Raw genomic sequence first — 24,649 nt, 5'->3', positions numbered from 1 at the left:
ACTCGAACATTCAACTTCTACCAATAGAGACGTTCCATGAAAAACTCCGCTCGCGTTCTGTCGGCCGCCCTGTTGCTGGCCTCGTCGTTGTGCAGCGCCGCCGTGTACGCCGCTGAATCCGACACCTTGCGCTACGGCGTGGAAGCGCAATATCCGCCGTTCGAATCGAAGGCGGCGTCTGGTGAACTGCAGGGGCTGGACATCGATGTCGGCAACGCGGTGTGTGCCACGGCGAAGATGAAATGCGTGTGGGTCGAGACCTCGTTCGACGGCTTGATCCCGGCTCTCCAGGGCCGCAAATTCGACGCAATCAATTCCGCGATGAACGCGACCGATCAGCGCCGCCAGGCTATCGACTTCACGACGGTCGTGTATCGTGTGCCCACGCAACTGATCGCGAAGACAGGTAGCGGGCTTGAGCCGACGCCGGCATCGCTTGCGGGCAAGAACATCGGCGTGTTGCAGGGTTCGATCCAGGAAAATTTCGCCAAGGCGCACTGGGCGAACGCGGGCGTAAATGTTGTGCCGTACCAGGATCAGAACCAGGCTTATACGGATCTGAAGGCCGGCCGTCTCGACGGTACGCTTGTACTCTCGGCGGCCGGACAAACAGGCTTCTTGTCGAAACCGGACGGCGCGGGATACAGCTTTGCCGGCGGCCCGGTCAGTGACGACAAGATCCTCGGCAGCGGCATTGCATACGGCATTCGCAAGGGCGACGATGCGTTGAAGCAGCGCCTGAACACGGCGATTGCAAAGCTCAAGGCGGACGGGACCATTGCGAAGTTCGCGAAGAAGTATCTGGGCGACATCGACGTCTCCGCTAAATAAAGGCGGTCCGAAACAAGGGGATCCGGGCCGATGAAAGCGCCGCTCAAGACGTGATAGCGGGATGAAAGCCGCAGCGCGATCAGCGAGGTTTTTTGAACGCTGGCACACTGCGGCCTTCGTTGTTGGCACAATCGGCCGCCACGTTTGACTAGCGGCTGCTTTATCCGGATATCCCATGAGCACTGCGCCCGCCGCATCGCCCGCGCCCTCCCCGCCGCCGCCATTGAAAGGCGGCCAACTGGTTCTCGCGACCATTGCCGTGGCGCTTGCCACGTTCATGAACGTGCTCGATTCATCGATCGCGAACGTCGCTATCCCGACCATTTCCGGCAATCTCGGCGTCTCCGTCGATGAAGGCACGTGGGTCGTGACGGTATTCGCCGCGGCCAACGCGGTGTCAATTCCGCTGACCGGCTGGCTGACTCAGCGCATTGGGCAGATCAAGTTGTTTGTTGGCGCAATTTTGCTATTCGTGATTTCTTCGTGGCTTTGCGGGCTTGCACCAACGTTGCCGATTTTGCTCGCCGCGCGAGTGTTGCAAGGCGCCGTTGCCGGGCCACTGATTCCGCTGTCGCAGGCAATCTTGCTGGGTTCGTATCCTAAGGAGAAAGCGTCGATGGCGCTTTCCCTCTGGGCGATGACCGCCGTTGTCGGGCCAATTGCCGGACCGGCTTTGGGTGGCTGGATTACTGACAGCTATAGCTGGTCGTGGATCTTCTATATCAACATTCCAGTCGGACTTTTTGCAGCCAGTGTGACCTGGTTTATTTACAAGTCGCGCGAATCGGCCACGCGTAAAGCACCTATCGACACGGTCGGACTCATGTTGCTGATCGCGTGGGTGGCATCGCTGCAAATCATGCTCGATAAAGGCCGCGACCTTGACTGGTTTTCATCGCCGGTGATCGTCTGGCTGGGCATCATTGCGCTGATTGCGTTTGCATTCTTCGTGGTCTGGGAATTGACCGAAAAGAATCCGGTCGTGGATTTACGCCTGTTCGCGGGACGCAATTTCTTTGGCGGCACGGTCGCCATTTCCGTGGCTTACGGCGTGTTCTTCGGCAATCTGGTGCTATTGCCGCAATGGATGCAGCAATACCTCAATTACCGTTCCGTCGATGCCGGGCTGGTGACCGCGCCGCTTGGCATTTTTGCGGTGATTCTCGCGCCGGTCATGGGTCGCGTTTTGCCTCGCACTGATGCGCGTGTTGTCGCGACCATGGCGTTTGTCGGCTTCGCGATCGTGTTTTATATGCGCTCGAAGTATGTGATCGAGATTGATACCTGGCATCTGGTCCTGCCTACCCTGTTGCAAGGGATTCCGATGGCGTTGTTCTTCGTGCCGTTGACGTCGATTATCTTGTCGGGGCTGCCGCCGTCGAAGATTCCCGCCGCTGCGGGCTTATCGAATTTCGCGCGGGTTTTTTGTGGCGCGGTCGGAACGTCGCTGTGCGGCAATGCATGGACCAATCGCATTGCGCTTCATCACGAACGGCTGACGGAACAGGCGAACGTGAATAATCCGCTGTTCTTGCAGTCAATACAGACGTCGCAGGGGGTGTTGAATGTCAACGAAGCTCAAGCGCGCGGGCTATTCGATTTCACCGTGAATACGCAAGCCGCCATGATGGGGCTGAACGATATCTTTTTTGCTTCCGCCGTTATTTTCATCCTGATTATTCCGCTTATCTGGATTACGAAGCGGGCGAAAGGCGGCGGAGGCGGAGCGGCGGCGGGCGCGCATTGAGTTTGGTTCGCGCTCGGAGTTGATTGAACCCGAGCGCAAACAAAAACCCCACCCTAGCCCTTCCGAAACGTAATATGCGACACCCTCCGCACCATCAGCACCGCGGACAACGCCGCAACCGCAGTCAGCGCGACGCCAATGTGAATTGACTGGACGAGCACCTCGCGGGCGCTCTCGATCATCGCCGGCCCATCCAGCCCGGCCGGCGCCAGATCAGCCAGCAACTTCCCCCGCAACGCGGAATCGATCAGGATCCGCGGATCGGCAAACCTTGGCAGCCACGCGGTACTCGCCGGCTCGCCCAGCACGCGCAGCGTGCGCGTAATCACGTCCCGATAATGATGCTGCACGATCACCGCAACCACGCTCGTCCCAAGCATCCCGCCGACCATTCGAGTGGATTGAAGCAACGCCGTGGTAATGCCGAAGCGCTCACGTCCGGCAATCTCCTGCCCGAATACATTCAGGTTATTCAGCACGAAACCCAGGCCAATACCGATACCCGCCATCGGAATCCCGATCCAGATATGCGGCGTGGAAGCATCGGTGAATGCCAGCGCTATACATGCGAATAACAGCAGCGTGAATCCAATCGACAAGATGAACGTAGGCTTGCGCAAATGAATCACAATGCGCGTGTTGATAAAACTGCCGATGGCAATAAACATTGCAATCGGCGTAGCCATTAATCCGGCCTGCTGCGGCGATAGACCAAAACCACCCTGCAGCAAAAGCGGCGCAAAAAAGATCAGCGAAAACATCACGAAACCCGACAGCATCGACAACGTGAACAACGTCACAAGCTCCGGGTCCTTGAAGAGGTCGAGCGGAATGATCGGATGCGTCGCACGACGTTCGCATATCAGCAACGCCACCGCGCCGCCCGCCACGCACGCCGCCAACACCACGTTTCCCATGGTGAGGCCGCTCTTTGGCACGGCTTCAATGAATGCCTGCAAGCCGCCGAGCACGAGGGCAACCAGCACCGCCCCCAGCCAGTCGATCTTCACCGCACCCTCGCGCGGCCGATGGAAATTCGGCAAATGCGCCCAGATGAAATAAAACGCGGCAATTCCCACCGGCAGGTTGATCAGGAAGGTCGAGCGCCAGCCCCAGTGCTCACTCATCCAGCCGCCGAGCGATGGCCCCGCCGCCGTCCCGATTCCATACGACGCCGCCATCACCACCTGCCAGCGCACCCGCAAACGGGGATCGGGAAAAAGATCGGGAATCGACGCGAACGCCGTGCCAACCATCATCCCGCCACCCACACCTTGCAACCCGCGCGCGATGACCAGGAACAGCATGTCGTTGGCGACGCCGCATAGCACCGAAGCTGCCGTGAAAGTGATCACCGCGGCTATCACGAATTGCTTTCGGCCGAAATAATCGCCAAGCCGGCCGAATACCGGCACTGTCACCACCGACGCCAGCAAATACGCGCTCGCAATCCACGCGTAATACTCGAAGCCATGCAATTCCGCGACGATAGACGGCAGCGCGGTACTGACCACGGTCTGGTCGAGCGCAACCAGCATGTTAACGAGGCCAATGCCCAGCATCGCAAGAAGCGCATTGCGGAAAGGCAGTGGCGAGGTGGATTCGGAATGCGGCGGGGAGGCGGACTGAGGAGCGGATTGAGGAACGGATTCAGACACGGGCGAGGAGCCAGAAGAGTAAAAAGGGGGGAGCGATACAAACGTCACGCCCCGGATTGTATGACGTCATTATTTCATCCGGTTGGTCAGGATCGAACGTATGCCTTCAAACGCGGAACATTGATCGGATTATTACTGTCGTACATTTGTAAGCCGTGTAATCAGGCGCGATCGTTTTTCATCGACTAAAAACCGTCGTTTGCATTTCAACCGCTGAAGGAGAACCGTATGTTCAAACGAATCGTCGTGGCTATTGACGGCAGCCGTACCTCGCGCCGGGCATTCGAATCCGCGCTCGAACTCGCCGCCACGCATGGCGCCATACTGCAGCCGTATTACGTGGTTGAAAACGCACCGGTCTATTACGACGTGCCGGGCTACGACCCATCCGTCCTGCGCGACGAACTCGCCGGCCAGGGCGCCAAACTCGCCGACGAAGCGAACGCCGAGATGAAACAGCGCGGCGTGCAAGGCGCAGTGGTGATTGCCGAGGGTTCGTCGGTGGATGATGTCGCGGAGATGGTGCTCGCCGCCGCCACCGCGTTCAATGCGGACCTGCTCGTGATGGGCACGCACGGCCGCAAGGGCTTCCAGCGGCTGATCCTCGGCAGTGTCGCGGAACGATGCCTGCGCCGGGCAACGCTGCCGGTACTGCTGATTCCCGCAGCCTCCGGGGCAGACGCAGTGCCTGGATCAAGAGAGGAATAAAGCGCCGAGTGGGCGGGCAAAAGCGTTCTCACGCGACGTTTTGCCACCCGGGGGTCGATCGCATCGATGGGACAATTTCCTTGTTCCAGATCAAAACGAACTAAAAGCGAGCGAGCCATGCAAACCGTCCACGAGACCCCCGTTCCTCTGCCCAGCGCCCCCTCGCGCCACGCCGCTCATTGCTCGACCTGCGCGTTGAGGCATTACTGCCTGCCGCAAGGCCTGTCTTCCGACGACGTCAACAGGCTGCAAAAGGTGATCATCAATGCTCGCACGATCAAGCGGGGCGAAACCCTGTTTCGCGTTGGAGACACCTTCGACACGCTCTACGCCATCCGCTCCGGCTCGATCAAAACGGTTGTAGCAACACCGAACGGCAACGGCCGCGAACAGGTCATGGGCCTTCATCTCGGTGGCGACGCGCTCGGTCTGGAAGGATTCGACAATGGCCGGCATGCGTGTCACGCCATCGCCCTCGAAGACAGCTCGGTTTGCCTGGTCCCCTATGTGCACTTGGAGCGCGCCTGCCGCGAAACCAGCGCCCTCCAGCGCCGGCTGCTGCAGTTACTGAGCCGTGAAGTCGTCCGAAAGGCGACGCAAACCCTGATTCTTGGCACGTTACGCGCCGACGAGCGGGTCGCCGCCCTGCTGCTGGATCTCTCCGCCCGGCTGAGCCACCGCGGTTACGCGGGCAACGAGTTCAACCTGCGCCTGACGCGCGACGACATGGGCAGTTTTCTCGGCATCACGCTGGAAACCGTCAGCCGGACGCTGTCGCGTTTTCAGGCAAAGGGCCTGATCGAAGCAAAGGGCAAGCTCATCCAGATCCTCGACTTCGACGGCCTGCGCGCGATCTAGCACGCCGTCCAGTTTCCGGCCCGCTTTCCCCGCCCCTCCTCCGGCCCGCTTGCGAGCCAAGCAGGCTTGGCATGTCCTCTGCTACGATTTATCGTTTTGCATCGGCCCGTGCCCGGAGACAAAGCGAAATGAATCGCGAACCTACCCCGCTGCATCCGCTGCTCGCCCGCCTGCGTGAGGCGCGCCAGATTACCGACGCGTTGTTCACCATCGTCAAACGCGAATTCCTGTATGAGCGCCCGATTTCCGAGCGGCATCGGATCGTGTTCTACATCGGGCATTTGGAGGCCTTCGACCGCAATCTGTTCGACCAGCGCCTCTTTGTCCTGCCCAGCCCGAATCCCGAATTCGACCAGTTATTTGCGTTCGGCATTGATCCCGTCGATGGCGGCCTGCCCAGCGATCAGCCTCAAGACTGGCCGTCGCTCGACACGATTCGCGCCTATGTGCAGCGAATTCGTGATGACATCGATGCGCGTTTCGATTCCGTCGAAATTACAAAACGTGCAGATAAGCACGACAATTCCAGCGCACCGGAGGCCACGCCCGAGACGCTGCTGGAGGTCGCTATCGAGCATCGGCTGATGCACGCGGAAACGCTCGCGTACATGTTGCATCAGTTGCCGCTGCATCAGAAGACCGGCCCCGCGATCACTGAAGACACCGCAGAACATCCGCTCGACAGCACGATGGCGCGGGAAATGGTCCACGTGCCTGCGGGCCGGACGACGCTGGGCTTGGCGCGTGATAGCGGCACGTTCGGCTGGGACAACGAGTTCGGTGAACGGGGCGTGGACGTGCTGGCGTTCGAGATGGACCGCTACATGGTGACGAATTCGGACTGGCTGGATTTCGTCGATGCCGGCGGTTACGCGCATCGGGATTACTGGCGAGACAGCGACTGGGCGTGGAAGGAACGCGAAGGCATCGACAAGCCGGCGTTCTGGGTGCGTGATGAATCGCAAGCGGAATCGTCAGTGGGTTGGAAGCTGCGGACCATGTTCGCCGAGATCCCATTGCCCGCGGACTGGCCGGTATATGTGAGTCACGCCGAAGCCAGCGCGTATGCGAAATGGGCGGGCAAGTCGCTTCCAACTGAAGCGCAATGGCAACGTGCCGCCGACACCGCGCCGCACGCCCGGCAGGGCAATTTCGATTTCCGCCGCTGGGAACCGTCACCGGTCCAGGCTCACCCGGAGAACCGCAGCGCGGCGGGCGTGGTGGGACAGTTTGGCAACGGCTGGGAATGGACGTCGACGACCTTCGCGCCATTACCCGGCTTCGAACCGTTTCCGTTCTACCTGGGTTACTCCGCGAACTTCTACGACGACCAGCATTTCGTGCTCAAGGGCGGCTCGCCACGCACGGCCGCCTGCATGCTGAGACCGAGTTTTCGTAACTGGTTTCAAGCGCATTACCAGTACGTGTATGCGGGGTTTCGCTGCGTGCGGGGGTGACGAGCAGTACGGCTACGCCTCCGCGCTTAACAAAAAGCAGACACGTGACGCACGTGATCAAATTGGAGTTGCTCCAATGCCGCTATCCATCTGCGTATTTCAAGTACCTGCAGTACGAATTGCCCGCGCGGCCTGTTAGCGTCCGGGCTCACTCGCCTAGAGGCGAGCAAGCCTCAACCGCGGAGCGCTACCGTGACCACAACGAGAGCCGAGAAGATCAGCGCCGGGGCGAGATGCTGAAACGGCTCCCGATTTCGTAGCAATGTGAAGAGCGCGCCAATCATGATCGCACCGGCCAGCGTCAGGCCTAAAACTCTGGTTTGTTGTCCAGGAAGAAGTGCTGCACTGAGCAACTCGAGAGCGCCACAGAGCAACCGAAACCATGCCGGGTAACCCCAGCGTGCGAAGTCGCGCTTCACCGCGCCGCGTCCGGCGAGATTGACCACGCCGGCAATCGCGAACAGGACCGCTACGATCATCGCGAGAATCGATTCAAAAGATGCTGTGTCTAACGCCATCGTCATGCTCCATTGCTTGGCTGAAAGTGCTTCTGCACGGAGAGGTCCGCAATCAGGCCGGGGCCGCGGGGTTCCCACGCAAGAACTCGCCGGGCATGCTGGCCGCTAACCGTCTGATCGAGTGCCAGTGCGTCAGCGAACGGTCCAAGCGATTTGCGAGCATCGTCGAGCGGCCATGGTTCGACGCGGTCGGCGCCGACCGAGGCCCGAATCGCTTCACCCATTTCAGCAACGGCAACAGCGTCTTCCGCGACCACGTTGAAGATCTGTCCCGCGACTCGGCCGTCCCCACTTGCCGCCCGCTCCACCGCGCTCAGGTAGGCCGTGGCGAGATCATCGACATGAACGGCAGGCCAGTGGTTGCGACCATCTCCGATGACCCTCACACTTCCTGTCTGACGAACCATGCCGGCATGCATGCCGAAGACACCGCCGCCGTAGCCGTGCACCATCGCCGGCCTGAGGATCACTGCAGAAATCGAGCGGCGTGCTGCTAGCGCCAGCACCTGCCGCTCCACTGCGGGCCGCCAGGCGACGAGTGGTGTCGGGTTCAGCGCCGATGCTTCAGTCGCGGGCTCCCCCTCCGTATTGCCGTAGACCCAGGTGCCCGACGTATAGACAAACGCCGCGCCCGGATGCAAATGCGAAAGCATCGCTACCGCCGAGTCCTCATCAACAGCAGCGGCGGAAGCATCGTTGGTCGACGCCATGTGCACCACGCCATCAGCGGCGCCCGCAGTCGCAGCGAAAGACTTTGGCTCACGCAAGTCGCCGCCATGCAGTTTCACGCCGAGACTTGCCAGCGCGCTCGCGGCCGCCGACCTGTCATCGCGCACCAGCGCCGTCACCCGATGGCCGAGGCTGATTGCTTTGCGCGCGACCGATTGCCCGATGTAGCCTGTACCACCTGTAATAAATAGTTCCATAGCGTTCTCCTCAATGATTGCCTGCGAAATTGGTCAGTCACACGAACGAGACTCATCGGTCTCGTTTCGACAAATTTAAACGAGACTGACCAGTCTTGTCAACTAATCGATGATCTGTTATTTATCTGGCATGAACACGTCCTCCCTCCCCGACCTGAGCCCGCTGCAACGCCGTAAGCGATCCGCCATCCTCGACGGCGCGAAAACCGTTTTTTTAAGCCAGGGTTTCAGCCTGGCGACGATGGACGATGTCGCCGCAGCCGCGGGCGTCGGCAAACAGACGGTCTACCGCCACTTCAAGTCGAAGGAGGCGCTCTTCGTTGGTCTGGTGAGCTCGATGTGCGCTCAGGTGGGTGGATTTCTTGCCAGCGCTCAGGACGAGCAATCCGATGGATCACCCGAAGTCGAGTTGCGCGAGTTGGGATGGGTGTTGGCACGAAGCCTTATTACGCTGGACAATCTGCGGCTTTACCGCGCCATTGTTGCTGAGGCCGAGCGCCTTCCGGAACTTGGCCAGGTGTTTTACGAAAATGGTGCAAAGGTCGTGCGTGCCTTCGCCGCAAAAATTCTGCGAAAGCGATTTGACGAATCGACTGCTGCATTGCGGGCGGCGACATTCGTTCAGTTGGTGCTTGGCGACGCGTATCTGGAACTGTCAATTGGCTACACGGTGCCCAATGTTGAAGCGCGCTTTGCGCTGCAGATTGACGAGGCGGTGGCGGCTGCACTTCGCTAAGGAGCCCCGCTAAAATTGCTTTCGCAAATGACGACGCGAATTGCCTTGCCCGCACATCAACTCTGCGGCTTCGATTTGACGGGTCGGACGCATCGCCTTGAGGGCTATGAACGTGTTGCCAGCACGGGTTTATCGGCGAGAAGCGCCTGTACTTCTCGGCATATACCGTCGAGTAACGTCTGCTTCCGCCCTACCGTCCCCGGTTCAATACCCAAAACGGTCGCGAGCCGTTCGTGAGATACGTCGTGCGCCGTTGCTTTTGTAAGCATCCGCGCATCTTGCGCCTGCGACAGGCGACCGATGTGTTTGTTGTATGTGTAACCGCTAGTCGAATGAGAGCTTGCCGGCCGAGTTATCCCTTTCATCTCCGTCCAGATCCCGCGCCTGCCCCCGCCATGCCACACGCAGGCGGCATTTCAAAAGCCGTAGAACCGGGCGGCGTTATCCACCAGAATCCGCTTGAAGTTCTCGTCGCTAGATGACCATTGCTTCAGCAAGTCCAGCAGAACCGCTCCGTCAACCATGCGAAAAGGCGTGACTGCATCGCTGGAATGAACGTCGCTGCTGTGCCAGCCGATATGGGGCCAGTCCGAACCCCACACCACCTGGTCCGGATTCGCCGCTATCAACGCCCGCGCGAACTCACCGGCGCCGGTCAAGTTCGCCTGCCCCCGCGTAATGCGATCGGCGCCGGACAGCTTCACCCAGCAGCGGCCGTCGCCCAGCATCGACAACAAGGCAGAGAAGCCGGGTTGATTAAGCCCCTCCGCGGCGACTGGCATTCCCATGTGATCGATGATGGCGGGCACCGGCAAGCGATTCAGGAGCGGCGCCATCTCAAGCAACTGCTTCGACGTCGCGAAGAACTGCATATGCCATCCAAGGTCCGCGAGCCGCTTGGCCAGTCGTTGCGTTTCGTCCCAGATGCCCGATGCTGTTGCCTGGCCGACGGAGACGAGGTTGATGCGTACTCCGCGCACGCCCGCAGCATGAAAGCGCTTCAATTCCGCGTCGGCGATGTCCGCGTCAACCACGGCCACGCCACGTGCGAGATCGCCGAGCGAATCCAGCGCATCGAGCATGCACCGGTTGTCCGTGTGATAGCCCGAAGCCTGAACCAGCACATTGCGCGTTAGTCCCAGCCGCTCCTGCCGCTTGCGATAGGCTTCCACGGGCGCTTCGCCCACGGTGTAGCTCCGAAACCCGGAAAGCGGATAGCGCGCCGGGTTTCCGAAGACGTGCATATGACAATCGCAAGCACCTTGAGGTATTGCGCCACCGGGCGCCCTGTTGTCTTGAGGATTCGACACGAAGTTATCTCCGTCAGATTGACTTGCTTAATAGAATGGAAGGTGACCGCGCAGATAAGAAAAAGCTCAATCACGCCAGCTTTTCCTATAATGTATACTGCTGTATTTTTAAAACCATCAAGACTCCAGGCCTGCCCCATCGCGGGCGCAGGCGGCTTGAAAGCAACGACAGAGGAAATTTAATAAATGGCTGAGAGCAGCGCTCGCGGGTTGGGTCAGAAAGCGTATCAAGCGCTCGTCGAAGCGATTGAGGACGGATCCTTGACGCCGTCTTCCAGAATTGTCGAGGTGGAATTGGCCGCGCAGCTGAACATGAGCAGAACCCCTGTGCGCGAGGCGGTGCAACGTCTGGAAGCAGAGGGCTTGCTTGTACATGAACCACGCAAGGGCCTCACGGTCTCCCGTCTCACACAGGAACGAGTCGTCGAACTTTACGACATGCGCGAGGTGCTCGAGGGCGCTGCTGCGGCGTTCGCCGCACAGCACGCCTCGAACGCCGAAATCGAAGTACTGCAGCAACTTTGCCGCCATGAGCACGAAGTTATCGGGGACCCGGTCATGGGGGCGCGGCACAATCGCTATTTTCATCAGAATATCTTTCGCTCCGCTCACAACAGCTATTTGCTGCGCAACCTGAGCACGCTTACCTCATCAATGGCACTGCTCGGTAACTACACGCGCCATATAGAAGGGCGCGCCGAAAAAACCGCGCTGGAACATCTGGCGATCGTCGAGGCAATCGCGTCACGCAATCCGGTCCTGGCCGAGCAGAAAGCGCGAGCGCATATCCGCTCGGCCCACGAAGCCCGGCTCAAGGACATGTCGGGCTTCTAGGTGCCAGGGCTTTCGGCGCTTCCCTGTCAGGCAGCTCCAGCTGCAAGGGGCGCCACGCTTGCGCCACGAATAGCATGACGCTCCAGCGCAGCAGCGACAAACCCCTGCACCTTCATCTCCTCCACGAAGCTCAACAGGTACTCGCCACCCGCCACGCCGCGTGCCTTGGGCGTGCCCATCGCCTGGTTGATCACCATGAAGCGGCCTTCGAGCATGCGCAAGCCGGCGCGCTGTCGGGCATCGCTTTCGAGCTGCTGGCGCACGCCCGCCGCCACTTCCAGCTCTTGCGCGATCATCGTCTCAACGACGGACGGCGAAGTCGGCGCGCGCACGATCGTCGCCTGCTTCAGTTCGCGACTCAGGTATAGGTCATAAGCACTGCCCTTGCCGACTACGACCCGATGAGCTTCACGGTCGACTTGCTCATTGCAAGTGATCGTCGAATCCGAGGCCACCAGATAGGCCCCTTCGATTACGACATACGGCGCCGTCTGAATGATGTTCGCGCCGCGGATGGGATCGACGGCCACGAACGCGATATCCCATTCGCCGGTCGTCGCAGCGTCGACCACTTTACCCGCCGCTGAATAGCACACGAGCTCGAGCGGTATCCCGAGCCGTCTCGCGAGTTCCCGGGCAAGATCCACGGACACGCCGTACAGTTCGCCGCTCGCTGTATCCTGCGCCGCGAGAATCGGATTGCCGACGTTGATTGCAGCGCGCATGACACCCGACGGTGCAAGGTCACTGAGAATGGCTGTTGATGACATGGCGGTCCATGGTTCCCAATTGATGTTTCATGAAGTGATGAATTCGTGCCCCGGTGAAAGCACAAATTTGCTTCGCACTGCTTCTCGGGTTCACGCGCAGGTTCACGCGCGATACAACGGCCTCAGTGAACATACGTCATCGATATTCTCGAAGCTCCACAACGCATCGAGTAGCCGTTCCGAGCGGTCCTGCCCGAGGATGGGCACGATCAGATCGAGCGCCTTCGCGTTTTCTTCGTCTGGCGTCAGCGGATTCTCGAAGCTGCCCTTCGCGGACATGGTTTGTCCCTTGAGCACCGCGCCGTTCCTGAGATGCACCTCCATCACGCAGCGCCACCGGCGCTGGACGTCCGTCAGGGAAGGATCGGGCACTGCATGTACGCGTGAGCGGACCTCCAGCGCCTGCGGATCGTTCATACGCGCGTAGTCGTGCGCCGACTTGAAGGTCAGTTCGCCGTCGATCAGCATGATGGCTAGCAGATGCTGCGCGTTGATATCGGGCATCGGCCGGTTGTCGACGATCATCAATTCCTTGTCAGGCATGTTGGCGACGATCTTCTCCACGTCGGGCGCCCGGAAGCCGTGCTCGCGCATGAGGTCATTGAGGACGTGCATCGGTCCCTGGATAGGACCGCCAATGGGCCAGCGCTTGATCGACGCCCGCATCATTTCGTAGTCCTCGCCCAGCCCACGCGCGAGCGCTTCGCGATCGAAACCCTCTGGTCCAAACGCATGGAAGAAATCCCGCTCGCCTGAAAAAATATCCTCGACGCCCGTCCATCCGTAGGACGCCATGGCGGCCGCCTGCAGGCCATTATGCGAAGACATTCCGCCCATGGCGAACGCCTTTTCGATGTGCTGAGGATCACGAAACATCGTGTAAAGACCTGAATGCTGCTGACCGACATAAGACAATGCATACCGCACTTGCAGCGGCGTGAGCTTCAGCAGACAAGCGGCCGCCCCCGCCGCGCCCCACAATCCGCCAGCCGATGCGGCATGGTGCCCGAGCAACTGATACGGCACAGGCCGCAAGGCCAGCAGCATGCGCGGACCAATGTCATAACCCGCAACGATGCCCCTCAGCACTGCCTCGCCACCAAGCCGGTCGCGTTCGCCGATCGCAAGCGCCGCTGGAATCACCGCGGTGCCCGGATGCGTGGACGACGGCGGATGGGTGTCGTCGGTTTCGTCCGCATGCCCCAGCATGCCGTTCGCGAGGGCGGCGTTCTGGATTGTCGTCAGGATGTCCGTGCCGATAATGCCGGCCTGCGGCGTTCCTCCCTGTGGTCCGATATATTCGATGGCCTTCTTTCCCGGCTCGAGTCTCGAACCTGAAATCATGGCTGCGAAGGTGTCGATCAGGTGCAGCTTGGCCCGTTGCGCCACTTCCTTCGGAATCGGCCGATCACGCGCTTCGGAAATATACTGGCTCAGCTTCAGCATGACGGGCGAGACATAGGCATTGTTCATAATGATCTTTGGCAAATTGATGGTTTCGTAAGAGGCCGGCTTGATACGATTAACGCGAGTGTCGAGTGTCTATTGGACCTTGATGCCGAATTGCTTGATGAGCTTCGACCAGGTATCCGTGTCGGCCTGGATCCGGGCTGCGAACGCCGCCGGCGTGCTCGATTCCGGCGTCAGGCCTTCGTTCTCCATGCTCCTTTTCACGTCAGGGTCGGCGAGCGCCTTGAGGAGTTCTTCGTGCAGCTTGGTGATCACCGGGGCGGGCGTTCCGGCGGGCGCCAGCAATCCGTACCAGGTCACGACGTTGAACCCCGGCAGGCCGGATTCGTCGACCGTGGGCAAGTCGGGAAACACCGACGAGCGCTTCGCTCCGCTGACGGCAAGGGGCTTGAGCTTTCCCGACTTGATGAACGGCAGCGTAGACGCAATGCTTCCGAAAGCCATTTGCGATTGACCGTTCAGCACGTCGAGAATGGAAGGACCACCGCCGTTCGCCGGTACGTGGACGACGTTGATTCCCGCACGCGACGCGAACAGCGCGCCCGCCAGATGCAAGGGACCGCCCACGCCCGATGAGGAATAGTTGAGACTGCCCGGGTGAGCTTTTGCGTAATCGATCAACTGCTTGACTGTATCGATGTGAAGCGATGGACTCACGACCAGCACGTACTGAGCGTCTCCAACAAGACTGATTGGCGAGAAGTCGCGCTGGACGTGCACGGTCAGATCCGGGTAGAGCGACGGATTCACCACGAGGGCCGTACTGAAGCCCATCAAAAGCGTATAGCCGTCCTTGGGTGCACGCGCCGCAAGCACGGTCGCAATATTTCCCGCCGCGCCGGGCCGATTGTCGATGACGATGGTCTGCCCCATGGCGTCGCCCATTTTCTTCCCCAGAATGCGCGATAAGGTGTCCGTGCCTCCGCCGGGGGGAAACGGCAGTATCAGGCGAACAAATTTGCTGGGGTAAGCGTCGGCAGCGGCAGCCGGCATCGAAGCTGAAAATAAAGCCAGAAACAAAGCTGCAAAAAAGCACAGCAGCGCGGACGCAGACCGCTTCATCCGGTTCTCGCCAACATCATTCATAGTGTCTCCTGGGCGTTCTCACGCCATCGGGTTATCTTGTTGCTGGATCGATGCCGGGCGTCAGGCGGCGCTTGTCAGGCACCGCGCTAATTCCTCGATGCCCGCGTTCTCCAGATTCCACGCGAGGTCGATCACGCGTTCGCTCTTCACGTCGGGCCAGCCCGCGAACACGGCGCACGCGCGGAACTTCGCCTCGACTTCGGCATCTGTCATCGGGTCGGCCAGGCTGCCCTTTCCGAAGTTCCGCCGACCTTTGAAGACACGTCCGTCTTTCATCGTAATGTCGATGAATGTTGTGACAATCGTATAACCCTCTTCACGTGCCCGCGCCTCGCTGAACGTACGATAGTCGACGCGTTCGATCAGCGCCTGGATGTCGGGGCGAGTGACGAAGTCGTCTGTAAAACATGAAAGCGTGAGCGTGCGTTCGGCAAGCAAGCCGGCCAGGCAAAATTCGAGGCTGAACTTGGCCTCGAGTTCGTTTTTCGGCCGATGATGCAGCAGCGTTCGATGAATATTCTCACTCGTGGTCAGCTCGATGTGCTCGACCCCGGTTGCCTCGATGCCGTGATCGACGATGAGCTCCAGCATCAGCGTCATGCCAGGATGGCTCAAGCTGCCCGTGGGCCACGGCTTGAGCCAGACGCCCCGGTCCGCGAATGCCCACGGGTTGCCCAAGCGCGCTTCGATCCGCTCGGCTTCGTAGCCGCCGCCTTGCGCGCTGAAGAATCCGCGGCGTGCTTCAAGGATGCCGTGCGATGCAGTGAAACCCAACGCTGCCAGCTCGGCCGACACAATGCCGCATTCAGCCGAGTGACCGGCATGAAACGGCTTGCTCATGGTCCCGAAGTTCTCGGACAAGCCGCTCGCCTGCGTCGCGGCGATCCCCAATGCGATTTCCATTGTGTCGGCGTCGCACCCGGTGAAGCGGCCGACGGCAGCCGCCGCACCCAGCATGCCGCAGGTTCCCGTGCTGTGATATCCACCGAGAATGTGTTGCGGCGCGGTGGCATCGAAGAGTTTGCATGCCACTTCCACGCCGACGTGATAGGCGACCAGCAGGTCGCGACCGTCTCCACGCGCCTCCTCGCCTTTTGCCAGCAAAGCTGCCAACACTGGCGCGGACGGGTGGATACCCTGGAACTTGCCCGTCGCGGCCTGCTGCGTATCGTCGAAATCGTCCACGTGCATTGCCGTGCCGTTGATCACCGCCGCGAAGCGCGCAGGCATCCGCTCCTCGCCACCGATGATCACCGAGCCGCCACCGGCTTGCGCGCGCAAGCTGCCGTGATAGTTGCGCAGCAGCGCGACCGTCGGCGAAATCGAACCCGACAGTGCGCAACCGAGCACGTCGAGGATGGACTTCTTGCCGAGATGCATCACTTCATCGGGAATATCCCGCCACTGTGTCATGGCCGCAAATTCAGCAACGTAACGGGTCAAGCTGAGGGCGACGTACTCGGAATTTCCGCTTGTCTCTTGCGCCTCGCGATGTTCAATCGTCATCTGTACCTCTTTCACGTGTGTTGCCTGGTTTGCGGGCTAATCCGCCGTGTCCGCCGGCGCGGTGGCATCCTTGCCCGGCGATGGCATTGCAGTGGGAAACGTCACCCCGAAGTCGCGGCCGACCGTGGCAAGCGCAGCGGCAATCTCATCCTTGAGCGGTACGCCCGTAACGAGGTGTGCCTCGCGGGCCCTCGCCTCGGGTTCCCCCGGGTACATGACTTCAGAGAAATTTGCCGCGGGCTTCAGCGCTTTCAACCTGCCGATCAGCGTTTCCATGCGAACGGTGAAAGAAGCCATATCGATGAAGGATTCAATCTTCCAGCCCATGAAAAAGTGCCCGACGTTCTGCGGCGCTTCAAAATCGAAGTTCATGTCGCGGATGTCGCCGCCAAACGCCGACCCCGACATCACGCCGCCGAATATATCGATCATCATGGCGAGCGCCGAACCCTTGGAGCCCGCGAAAGGCAGCATCACGCCTTGCAATGCGAGATTCGGATCTGTGGTCGGACGCCCCTCTTTGTCGAGCGCCCAGCCCTCGGGGATCGGCTTGCCCTCCTTAGCGGCAATGCGGATATGACCTCGTGCCGCGATGCTGCTTGCCATGTCCATGGTCCATGGCGGGTAGCGCCCCGCCGGAGCCGACACTGCATACGGGTTAGTGCCCAGCAAAGGCTCCTGGCTGCCGAAGGGCGCAAGCGAGCGCGACGCCGGAGACATGCAGATGCCGATGCCGTCATCGCCTGAAATGGCGCGAGCGTAATAGCCCGCCGTGCCAAAGTGATTGCTGCCCCGCACCACCACGGAGCCAATGCCGGATCGCTCGATCATCGCCCTGACTTCGGTGACGGCGCGCTGCGCGACCACCGCGCCCATCGCGTTGTCTGCGTCGATTGAAGCTGACCAGTTGCTCCGGTGCTCGACCTTGATATCTGGCCGCGGATTGACCATGCCCTTCTTCAACCGGTCGACATACGACGGCAGCCGCGCGACCCCGTGCGTCGAAACGCCTATCAGGTCCGCATGGACCAGACTCGCGGCGACGGTCCTCGCATCGTCAGCCGGCAAGCCTGCCTCCATAAGGACCTGCGTCGTGAAATCTTCGAGTTGCGCATGTGGGAATCGCGCGTTTAACGCCATAAAACCTCCTAAAAACACAAATGTATACCGTTGAATTCAAATGTCAACATCGAATCGACGGCAGCGGGACATGCTTTCAGAACCGATGCCGAATCGCGAAGCGCACAGCTGCCTGATGGTTATTGCTCGATGGAGATAGCTGGTCGATCGCGGCGACCGCTTGATGACCCGTGGAATCCACGCCTGACGCTTTTTGATAGCCCGCGACAAACATGAGGTCAGTCCGTTTCGACAGGAAATAATTGGTGCCGAGTGCAAACTGGCTATATTTCGCACCACTTAGCGATCCGACCGAACTTCCATTCGTGAAGTTGTACGAAGCCGCTACCTGGAGCGATGGTGTGAACAGGTACTTTATGCTTACTTCGAAATTATTGAAAATTGCGGTTCCGCTCAGGTGGGGGGTTGCTCCGGCGTTGCCGGGGTCCGCGCCGAGTTGCTGATACTGCGTATTCGAATAAGTGGCGCCCAGGGTCGCCTGGCCGATCCGGTAAGACGCGCCGGCCACAATAATCTGCAGCGTGCGCGCCGACGCGTAGCCGGAAAAGACTGGCGACTGAAGAGCCGCCGCAGCATTGGCGCCATTGTTGTACGCCGATATGTACGGGTCTTGCAACGACTGATAAGCCGCCCCCAGCGCCAAGGGTCCGTTGGCATACGAGAAGCCTCCGCCAACGCCTGAGAATCGGTTGAATTCCCCTGCCTGGCCGCCAAAATTGTACATGCCGCCAAACTTGAAGCCGCGGTAATCGACGCTCATGTACTTCACGGAACTGTTGACGCGAAACGTATTGTTCAACTGGTCGAGGTCACCTGGATGCGTGGCGAACCATCCTCCCCAACTCTCGGATGCGGTCAAGGTCGCACCGACGAAATCGATGATGGAACTATATTGGCGCCCAGCGGTAACCGCGCCGTAAGGCGTCGATATACCCACCAAAGCCATTCGCCCAAACTCGAGTCCTCCCTGCCCCAACGTACCTGTATTCGAGTCAAAGCCATTTTCCAGTTGGAAGACCGCTTTGTAGCCGCCACCAAGGTCTTCCTCACCTTTAAGCCCCCAGCGGGCTCCGTTGATCTCGCCACTCACCATGGACACCAACTGCTTGCCTTTGGAATTGCTGACGTAGTCGATGCCGTCGTCGAAGACGCCGTACAGCGTTACGCTCGACTGCGCCTGAGCCATACCGGACGCAGCGGCCAGGATTGAAACCATGACAGCTTTTTTCATCGAAGATCTCCTTGAAGTCATTTTTCTTAGTTTAATTCGTCATGCTAATTAATTGCCTGGACAAGGAGAAGATCGATAACCTTCTCTGCCTGGGATCCAACCGACTGCGGCCCGGTGCCTCACTAAGACGAGGTCAAGGAAACGGCGAACTCAATGAGGCAGATCTTCCGGTTCGTAGGTTCGGGACGCAACGGATGGCCGTGCTCGTCCAGTGCCTCCTTTGATACGTCGCAACCACGGCAGCGACGTAGACAACAGCAGGGCCAGGGCGACCAGCAAGAACCCGAGGCTGATCGGACTTGTGACAAAGATCAGCGGGTCGCCGCGCGAAACCACGAGCGCGGTTCGCAAGTTCACTTCGAAGATCGGTCCGAGAATAAAGCCCAGGATCAACGGCGCCGGCTTGCAGTCGAGCTCCAGCATCAGATATCCGAACGCGCCGAAACCAGCGGCCATGAATACGTCAGCCGGGGAATTCGACACGCTATAAACGCCGATGCAGCAAAACACCAGGATGCAGGGGAACAAAAAGCGGTAGGGTATCGTCAATAGACGGATCCACAGTCCGACCATCGGCAAATTGAGGACCAGCAGCATAAGGTTGCCGATCCACATGCTCGCAACGACACCCCAAAACAAGTCCGGGTGGTCCTGCATCACCATGGGCCCGGGCGTGATGCCCTGGATGGTCAATGCGCCGAGCATCAATGCCATGGCGGCGCCGGCCGGAATACCGAGCGTCAGCATCGGGATGAAATGCGTCAACGCGGCGCTGTTGTTGGCCGCTTCCGGGCCCGCCACGCCTTCTATCGCGCCCTTGCCGAAACGCGTCGGATCATCGGCCAGTTGCCGTTCAAGGCTGTATGACGCAAATGAGCTGACCAGCGGTCCCGTACCAGGTAGCACGCCCAGCGCCGCTCCAAGCGCCGTGCCGCGCAGTATTGGCTTCCATGACGAGCTGAGGTCCTGCCGTGAAGGCAGGAGATTGCGTAACTTCGGTACAGCTTGGCTGATATCGCTCGCCGGCGCTTCTTTCACGCGCGATGCGTGGCCAATACGCGCAGCAATCTCGGCGATAGCGAACAGACCCACTGCGATCGCAACGAAATCAATACCAGCGGCAATATTGCCAAGCCCAAAAGTGAATCGTTCACGGCCGGAATTGACGTCCGTGCCCACCGTACCCAGCAGCAGTCCGATCGCCACCATGCCGATCGAATTGACCAGCGATCCGCCAGTCAGTACCGCCGCAGCGAGCAAGGCCAGGACGACCATCGACGTGTACTCGGGTGCGCGAAAATCGAGCGCGAGGGAAGCCAGCAGCGGAGAGCACAACGCTATGACGACGACCGCCACGCAGCCGGCGAAGAACGACCCGAGCGCGGCCACGAAAAGAGCCGGGCCGGCCCGCCCCTGTCTTGCCATTGGATGGCCGTCGAAGCAGACGACGACGGACGTAGGCTCGCCGGGCATGTTCAACATGATGGCGGTGGTCGATCCGGCATGATGCGCGCCGTAGTAGATCCCCGAAAGCATGATCAGCGAGGAGACAGCCGGCATCTTGAATGTCAGCGGCAGCAACATTGCGATGGTGGTAAGCGGGCCGAGTCCCGGCAGGACGCCAACCATCGTACCGAGCGATGCGCCAACGAGACAGTAGAGGAAATTGATGGGAGACAAGGCGACACCAAAGCCGCCCATCAGGTTGTGCAGGTCGTGAACGATATCCATCGTATTTTAACTGTCTCGTTTAATTATATATAGTCGTACTGATTATTGGCTTGGCGTCAGAGCCTGATCAGATAGCTCACCGGCAAACCCATTCCAAATACAAACAACGCACCGGAAATCACGCATAGCACAAAAAGGATGATCGCGACCTCCCACATCCGGTAGCGCACGCCAACGCCCGTGGCGCAAATCACAAGGCCAAGCACCGAAGGCAGCAGGCCGAAACGATCAATACACAAACCAAACAGCGCGGCCCCGAGCACCAGCAAAGCCAGCGCGCGCAAGCCCGGCAATCTGAAAGCAGACGCGGGCGCATTGCGCAGCGACGAGATCATCTTTATTACACCGAGCAATACCAGCAATGAACCGATGATCATGGGGACGTAGCCCGGCCCCATCGCCATTGCACTCCCTATTTGATAGGCTTGATCAAGCCACAATGCACCTGCCCCGATTGCGGAAAATACCAAACCCGTCAAAAACGTCTTGTCGCGGGCGAGACGCAAAGCGACCATGAAAATGCTCCCTCTTCTTTGAACGGTTCTGCTGCATCAGTCGGATATCAGATCATGCGGTCAAATATACGGTTGTATACAGATGAATAATATACGGTAAACCCTCATTCCGACCTAGGGGATTCCCGCATGTTTGACTCAATTGATTCAGCGCCCGCTCGAAGCGATCTCGGGATAACTGAGCGAAAGACGGAAGGCCGATCAGGCGAGCTCGACTGATGTGTCGCGAACTTGCTGCATTGGGTTATAAGCCGTTCAAAACGGCTTATAACCACAAAAGGTGTGCGCGAATAGTCCAGGTTCCTGCAACGCAAGACTCGGACATGAGCTTTCGGTATGGCATTCGCAGCGCCGGGCTCAGGCTCGCTTGCGCAACCGCCGGGTGAATGCTTCGCCTGTTTCGCGTGTTCCCAGATCCCCTCCAACGTCCTTCGTCGCTTCGCCCGAAGCGATTGCCTCTTCGGTCACGCTGTCTATAGCGGCGGCCGCGCGGACAAAAGCACTTTGCTTCGTTCGTTGTCCATACCAAGCTAGCAGCAGGCCGGCCGACAATATCAAGGAGAACGGATTGGCGATGTTCTGACCCGCGATATCCGGCGCCGAACCGTGCGCCGCCTGGGCCATACCATGATGCTCGCCCGCGTTCAGCGATCCGGCCAATCCAAGGCTGCCCGACAATTCCGACGTCAAGTCCGACAGGATATCGCCGTACATGTTGGTGGTCACGATCACGTCGAAGCGCTGCGGCGCACGGACGACATGGGCCATCATTGCATCCACGATGAAGTCGTCCACCGTCATGCCTGGATACTCGCGGGCGACCATGCGGCAGACATCGAGAAACATGCCGTCACCAATCTTCAGCACGTTCGCCTTATGAACGAGGCTAACGTGTTTCGAGCGATGCATCGCCAGTTCGAAGGCGCTGCGAGCGATACGCTCGCAACAGCTACGCGTAATACGCCGCAGGGAGATAGCGACGTCCGGAGTCACCAGGATTTCCCCGTTGCCCTGCTCCATGTTGCGATCGGCATAAAAGCCTTCCGTATTCTCGCGCACCACTACGAGGTCGAACGGACCGACCGGCGCCTTCAATCCAACGTAGGTTCGCGACGGACGGATGTTGGCGTACAAGTCCAGACTTTTGCGGAAAAACTTGGACGGGTTGATCTCTCCCTTGGCTTCGTCTTTGAACTCAAAGGTAGCTGTCGGACCGAGCACCAAACCGTCCGAGGCCTTCACGCGTTCAAGGAGAGCCGGGGTGACCGTTGCGCCGTGTTTGACAAGGCTCGCGTGCCCGGCTAAATCGTGAATAAGTTGCAGATCCAGTCCGAACGCGTCCGAGGCCGCCTCGAGCACCTCAACCGTGGCGGACGTAATCTCTGGGCCAATACCGTCTCCTGGCAATACGACGATCCGCATGCGCTACTCCGTTTTAAGTTATGAATACCGTTGTATACTATTGTCTACGAAAGTTATAAGTCAAGGTTTGTTGCGCGGTCGCGGGGATATTTGCCAGAACAGGCGCGTGATCATTAAGGAACACTCGTTTTCGGCAATCAGTGACAACAAAAACTCAGTTAATTTATTGATTTTGCTGAAATTTCTGTCGACTTGAGGCGCATCGAGACCGCCTCGCCGATTCAAGTGCAGTGCGTACAAACGAGTTCTCCGACCGCTCCTTCGACAATGGGTAGACGCTGCAGCGTCGCCGGATCGATGATTTCCGCAAAAACCACATCGCTCGCATGAAACAGCAGGTCATTCGTCCAGTCGGTCTGCCCGCCTAAAATACTCAGGACTTCTGATAACCCAAAGTTCGCGTTGCGTACCTTGAAACCCCGCTTATCTTCCATGGCTGCACGCAAATCCGGATTGTTGAGTCCCGCCTCGCCACCAAAGAGGCCTAGTCTCAGCTTGAGGTCACGCGGCCTGATCCCATCGAGTTCACGCAACACCTGTTCGATCAACCCGGGATAGGACGGCGTGCATGAGATCGCGTTAATACCGAGATCGAGAATTGAATCGATCAGCAATCGCGTACTGCCGACCCCGAATGGACAAGCGTTATGCCAGTCGCGCAGCGCCTTATCGGGCAAGGATTTCAGCAGGTCGAACCGTTGCTGGAAATGAAAAACGGAAGCGAACGTAACGTGGAGATTGTTTACAGGCGTTAAATGTTTTAACGCTTGATCACGGGCTCTAAGTGCTTGCACCGAACCCGCACCGTCAGGTTCGATACCGACCAGACTGAAGCGGGAATGGTGTTGTGTGTTGTGGTCTTCAACCTGTGAATCGCTGCAGCCAATGCATAAGTGACAGCTGCCGGGCTCGCTAGGAGAGTTGAACAACTTGATGTACGAGCCGTTGGATTTTTATTCTAGTTCGGGTTTGAACAGCATAGGGCTGCCCACGGTTCAGCGGCGCCCATTCTCTCGCTCAGACTCCGGGCACCGGTGAGGCGATGCCTCGCGAAGCGACCAACCGGAATCGCCAAGTAGTTGAAGGTCGGGCGCCCTGACAGCGAGAATGTGAAGCCGCTTGAACAGCCCCAACGCGCGTAACCATCGTTGCAGCATGGCTGCCTCCGGTCTAAAGATCCAGGACCAGCTCCCGGCTCGACGCCCGCGATACACAACAAGTCAGATACTCTCGTTTCTCGTCGTCTCCGAGAATGCAGTCGTTGTGTTCGACCTCGCCCGATAAATACCGCACCTTGCACGTACCGCACAATCCGGCCCGGCACGAGGTTTCAATCGCCACACCCGCCTCCTCCAGCGCATCGGCAATGCTCTGGTCGCCTGACACCGGGATCTGTTGTCCCGTGCTGGCAATCTTCACGATGAACTCGCCCACAGCCGCCGCAACGGTCTCACTCTCGGCCCGTTCCGGCGCCTTGAAATGTTCAAAATGAACTGTTCCGGACGTCCAGTGCTCAGTCGCCGCAGCGCAGGCTTTCATGAACCCACCCGGGCCGCAGTAATAGACATGCACACCAGGCGCGGTCTCGCTCAACAATCGCTTTAAATCCACTCCCTTCGAAGGATCTCCGTTATCGAAGTGAAATTGCAGCTTGCCGCTGGCATGCAGCGGCGCAAGCTCGGCCGCGAATGCCGTGCAACTTGCATCCCTCGCGCAGTAGTGCATCTCATAGTCGATGCCCACTTCTTCAAGCCGATGCGCCATCGCTTTCAAGGGTGTCACGCCGATACCGCCGGCCAACAGAACGACCTTGCTCGCATCGGCGGCGAGTTCGAAGTTGTTGCGCGGATAACTAATGCGCACCTTGTCCTGCACGCGCAAGGTGTCGTGCAACGCTTTCGAGCCGCCCCGTCCCGCTTCGTCACGCAAAACCGCAATCACATAGCGATGACGTTCGTTCGGCGAATTGCTTAGCGAGTACTGACGGACGAAGCCATCGTTCAAATGGATATCGATGTGCGCGCCCGCGGTGAAAGCGGGTAACGCTTCGCCCGATGGATCGACGAACTCGTATGAGTTAATGCCTTTGCCTTCAAAGCGGATCTGTCGCACCATCAACTCGAGCGTGCGAGCGTCCGCCGGTTTGTCTGAACTTGCCATTAGTTTTCCTTGCACGACCTGACCTGCAGGTCTTC

The 24,649-nt window shown here is 59.2% G+C and carries 23 protein-coding genes; 7 read left to right on the top strand and 16 right to left on the bottom strand.

Going from position 1 to position 24,649, the window contains the following annotated elements:
- Window positions 1-36: 36 nt before the first annotated feature.
- Together JWR14_RS05545 and JWR14_RS05540 are read left to right on the top strand one after the other, a co-directional pair.
- Window positions 37-831: an ABC transporter substrate-binding protein gene (locus JWR14_RS05545; RefSeq protein WP_299702734.1), complete on the top strand. Its 795-nt coding sequence runs from the start codon at window positions 37-39 to the stop codon at window positions 829-831.
- A gap of 175 nt (window positions 832-1,006) precedes the next feature.
- The gene (locus JWR14_RS05540; protein ID WP_299702731.1) at window positions 1,007-2,578 is read left to right on the top strand and encodes a DHA2 family efflux MFS transporter permease subunit; all 1,572 of its coding nucleotides are present in this window, start codon (window positions 1,007-1,009) and stop codon (window positions 2,576-2,578) included.
- A gap of 53 nt (window positions 2,579-2,631) precedes the next feature.
- On the opposite strand, the gene JWR14_RS05535 is transcribed toward JWR14_RS05540, so the two are convergent.
- A complete protein-coding gene (locus JWR14_RS05535; protein WP_299702778.1) occupies window positions 2,632-4,140 on the bottom strand; it encodes an MFS transporter in 1,509 nt (502 codons plus the stop codon).
- Between the two features lie 324 nt (window positions 4,141-4,464).
- Here JWR14_RS05535 and JWR14_RS05530 point away from each other — a divergent pair, with 324 nt between their 5' ends.
- The 3 genes from JWR14_RS05530 to JWR14_RS05520 all read left to right on the top strand — a co-directional run bounded on the left by JWR14_RS05530 (window position 4,465) and on the right by JWR14_RS05520 (window position 7,259).
- Window positions 4,465-4,944 carry a universal stress protein gene (locus tag JWR14_RS05530; protein ID WP_299702728.1) on the top strand — a complete coding sequence of 160 codons (480 nt, stop codon included), beginning with the start codon at window positions 4,465-4,467 and terminating at the stop codon, window positions 4,942-4,944.
- 117 nt (window positions 4,945-5,061) lie between these two features.
- The gene (locus JWR14_RS05525; protein ID WP_299702725.1) at window positions 5,062-5,802 is read left to right on the top strand and encodes a helix-turn-helix domain-containing protein; all 741 of its coding nucleotides are present in this window, start codon (window positions 5,062-5,064) and stop codon (window positions 5,800-5,802) included.
- Window positions 5,803-5,930: 128 nt separating this feature from the next.
- The gene (locus tag JWR14_RS05520) at window positions 5,931-7,259 is read left to right on the top strand and encodes an SUMF1/EgtB/PvdO family nonheme iron enzyme (protein WP_299702722.1); all 1,329 of its coding nucleotides are present in this window, start codon (window positions 5,931-5,933) and stop codon (window positions 7,257-7,259) included.
- A gap of 173 nt (window positions 7,260-7,432) precedes the next feature.
- Here the strand turns inward: JWR14_RS05520 and JWR14_RS05515 are convergent, their stop codons facing one another.
- A complete protein-coding gene (locus JWR14_RS05515) occupies window positions 7,433-7,777 on the bottom strand; it encodes a DoxX family protein (RefSeq protein WP_299702719.1) in 345 nt (114 codons plus the stop codon).
- 2 nt (window positions 7,778-7,779) lie between these two features.
- Entirely contained in the window at window positions 7,780-8,703 is a 924-nt protein-coding gene (locus JWR14_RS05510; protein WP_299702716.1) for an NAD-dependent epimerase/dehydratase family protein, read from the bottom strand.
- 130 nt (window positions 8,704-8,833) lie between these two features.
- Between JWR14_RS05510 and JWR14_RS05505 the strand changes: the two genes are divergently transcribed.
- Window positions 8,834-9,439: a TetR/AcrR family transcriptional regulator gene (locus JWR14_RS05505; RefSeq protein ID WP_299702708.1), complete on the top strand. Its 606-nt coding sequence runs from the start codon at window positions 8,834-8,836 to the stop codon at window positions 9,437-9,439.
- Window positions 9,440-9,543: 104 nt separating this feature from the next.
- Here JWR14_RS05505 and JWR14_RS05500 read toward each other — a convergent pair whose 3' ends face one another.
- Window positions 9,544-9,708: a hypothetical protein gene (locus tag JWR14_RS05500; RefSeq protein WP_299702705.1), complete on the bottom strand. Its 165-nt coding sequence runs from the start codon at window positions 9,706-9,708 to the stop codon at window positions 9,544-9,546.
- A gap of 147 nt (window positions 9,709-9,855) precedes the next feature.
- A complete protein-coding gene (locus JWR14_RS05495; RefSeq protein ID WP_299702702.1) occupies window positions 9,856-10,683 on the bottom strand; it encodes an amidohydrolase family protein in 828 nt (275 codons plus the stop codon).
- A gap of 252 nt (window positions 10,684-10,935) precedes the next feature.
- On the opposite strand from JWR14_RS05495, the gene JWR14_RS05490 reads away from it, so the two are divergent.
- Window positions 10,936-11,583 carry a GntR family transcriptional regulator gene (locus tag JWR14_RS05490; protein ID WP_299702698.1) on the top strand — a complete coding sequence of 216 codons (648 nt, stop codon included), beginning with the start codon at window positions 10,936-10,938 and terminating at the stop codon, window positions 11,581-11,583.
- Between the two features lie 26 nt (window positions 11,584-11,609).
- On the opposite strand, the gene JWR14_RS05485 is transcribed toward JWR14_RS05490, so the two are convergent.
- From JWR14_RS05485 to JWR14_RS05435, 11 genes are all read right to left on the bottom strand, one after another.
- On the bottom strand, window positions 11,610-12,353 hold the full coding sequence (locus tag JWR14_RS05485; protein WP_299702695.1) for an ABC transporter substrate-binding protein: 744 nt from the start codon (window positions 12,351-12,353) through the stop codon (window positions 11,610-11,612).
- A 102-nt stretch (window positions 12,354-12,455) separates the two neighbouring features.
- Window positions 12,456-13,841, bottom strand: coding sequence for an MmgE/PrpD family protein (locus JWR14_RS05480; protein WP_299702692.1), 1,386 nt, complete (start codon window positions 13,839-13,841; stop codon window positions 12,456-12,458).
- Between the two features lie 54 nt (window positions 13,842-13,895).
- Window positions 13,896-14,909 carry a tripartite tricarboxylate transporter substrate binding protein gene (locus tag JWR14_RS05475; protein WP_299702689.1) on the bottom strand — a complete coding sequence of 338 codons (1,014 nt, stop codon included), beginning with the start codon at window positions 14,907-14,909 and terminating at the stop codon, window positions 13,896-13,898.
- 60 nt (window positions 14,910-14,969) lie between these two features.
- Window positions 14,970-16,415: an MmgE/PrpD family protein gene (locus tag JWR14_RS05470; RefSeq protein WP_299702686.1), complete on the bottom strand. Its 1,446-nt coding sequence runs from the start codon at window positions 16,413-16,415 to the stop codon at window positions 14,970-14,972.
- Between the two features lie 36 nt (window positions 16,416-16,451).
- On the bottom strand, window positions 16,452-17,555 hold the full coding sequence (locus tag JWR14_RS05465) for an Ldh family oxidoreductase (protein WP_299702683.1): 1,104 nt from the start codon (window positions 17,553-17,555) through the stop codon (window positions 16,452-16,454).
- A gap of 76 nt (window positions 17,556-17,631) precedes the next feature.
- Window positions 17,632-18,786, bottom strand: coding sequence for a porin (locus tag JWR14_RS05460; RefSeq protein ID WP_299702679.1), 1,155 nt, complete (start codon window positions 18,784-18,786; stop codon window positions 17,632-17,634).
- A gap of 150 nt (window positions 18,787-18,936) precedes the next feature.
- Window positions 18,937-20,517 carry a tripartite tricarboxylate transporter permease gene (locus JWR14_RS05455; RefSeq protein WP_299702676.1) on the bottom strand — a complete coding sequence of 527 codons (1,581 nt, stop codon included), beginning with the start codon at window positions 20,515-20,517 and terminating at the stop codon, window positions 18,937-18,939.
- A 56-nt stretch (window positions 20,518-20,573) separates the two neighbouring features.
- Window positions 20,574-21,032, bottom strand: coding sequence for a tripartite tricarboxylate transporter TctB family protein (locus JWR14_RS05450; RefSeq protein WP_299702673.1), 459 nt, complete (start codon window positions 21,030-21,032; stop codon window positions 20,574-20,576).
- 357 nt (window positions 21,033-21,389) lie between these two features.
- Complete coding sequence (locus JWR14_RS05445) at window positions 21,390-22,454, bottom strand: isocitrate/isopropylmalate dehydrogenase family protein (RefSeq protein WP_299702670.1); 1,065 nt, start codon at window positions 22,452-22,454, stop codon at window positions 21,390-21,392.
- Between the two features lie 221 nt (window positions 22,455-22,675).
- Complete coding sequence (locus tag JWR14_RS05440) at window positions 22,676-23,248, bottom strand: hypothetical protein (protein WP_299702667.1); 573 nt, start codon at window positions 23,246-23,248, stop codon at window positions 22,676-22,678.
- Between the two features lie 376 nt (window positions 23,249-23,624).
- A complete protein-coding gene (locus JWR14_RS05435; RefSeq protein ID WP_299702664.1) occupies window positions 23,625-24,614 on the bottom strand; it encodes a PDR/VanB family oxidoreductase in 990 nt (329 codons plus the stop codon).
- Between the last annotated feature and the right edge of the window lie 35 nt (window positions 24,615-24,649).

Source organism: Caballeronia sp. (assembly GCF_028292365.1).
Classification (GTDB): Bacteria; Pseudomonadota; Gammaproteobacteria; order Burkholderiales; family Burkholderiaceae; genus Caballeronia.
This window is presented reverse-complemented; position numbering and strand designations above follow the sequence as displayed.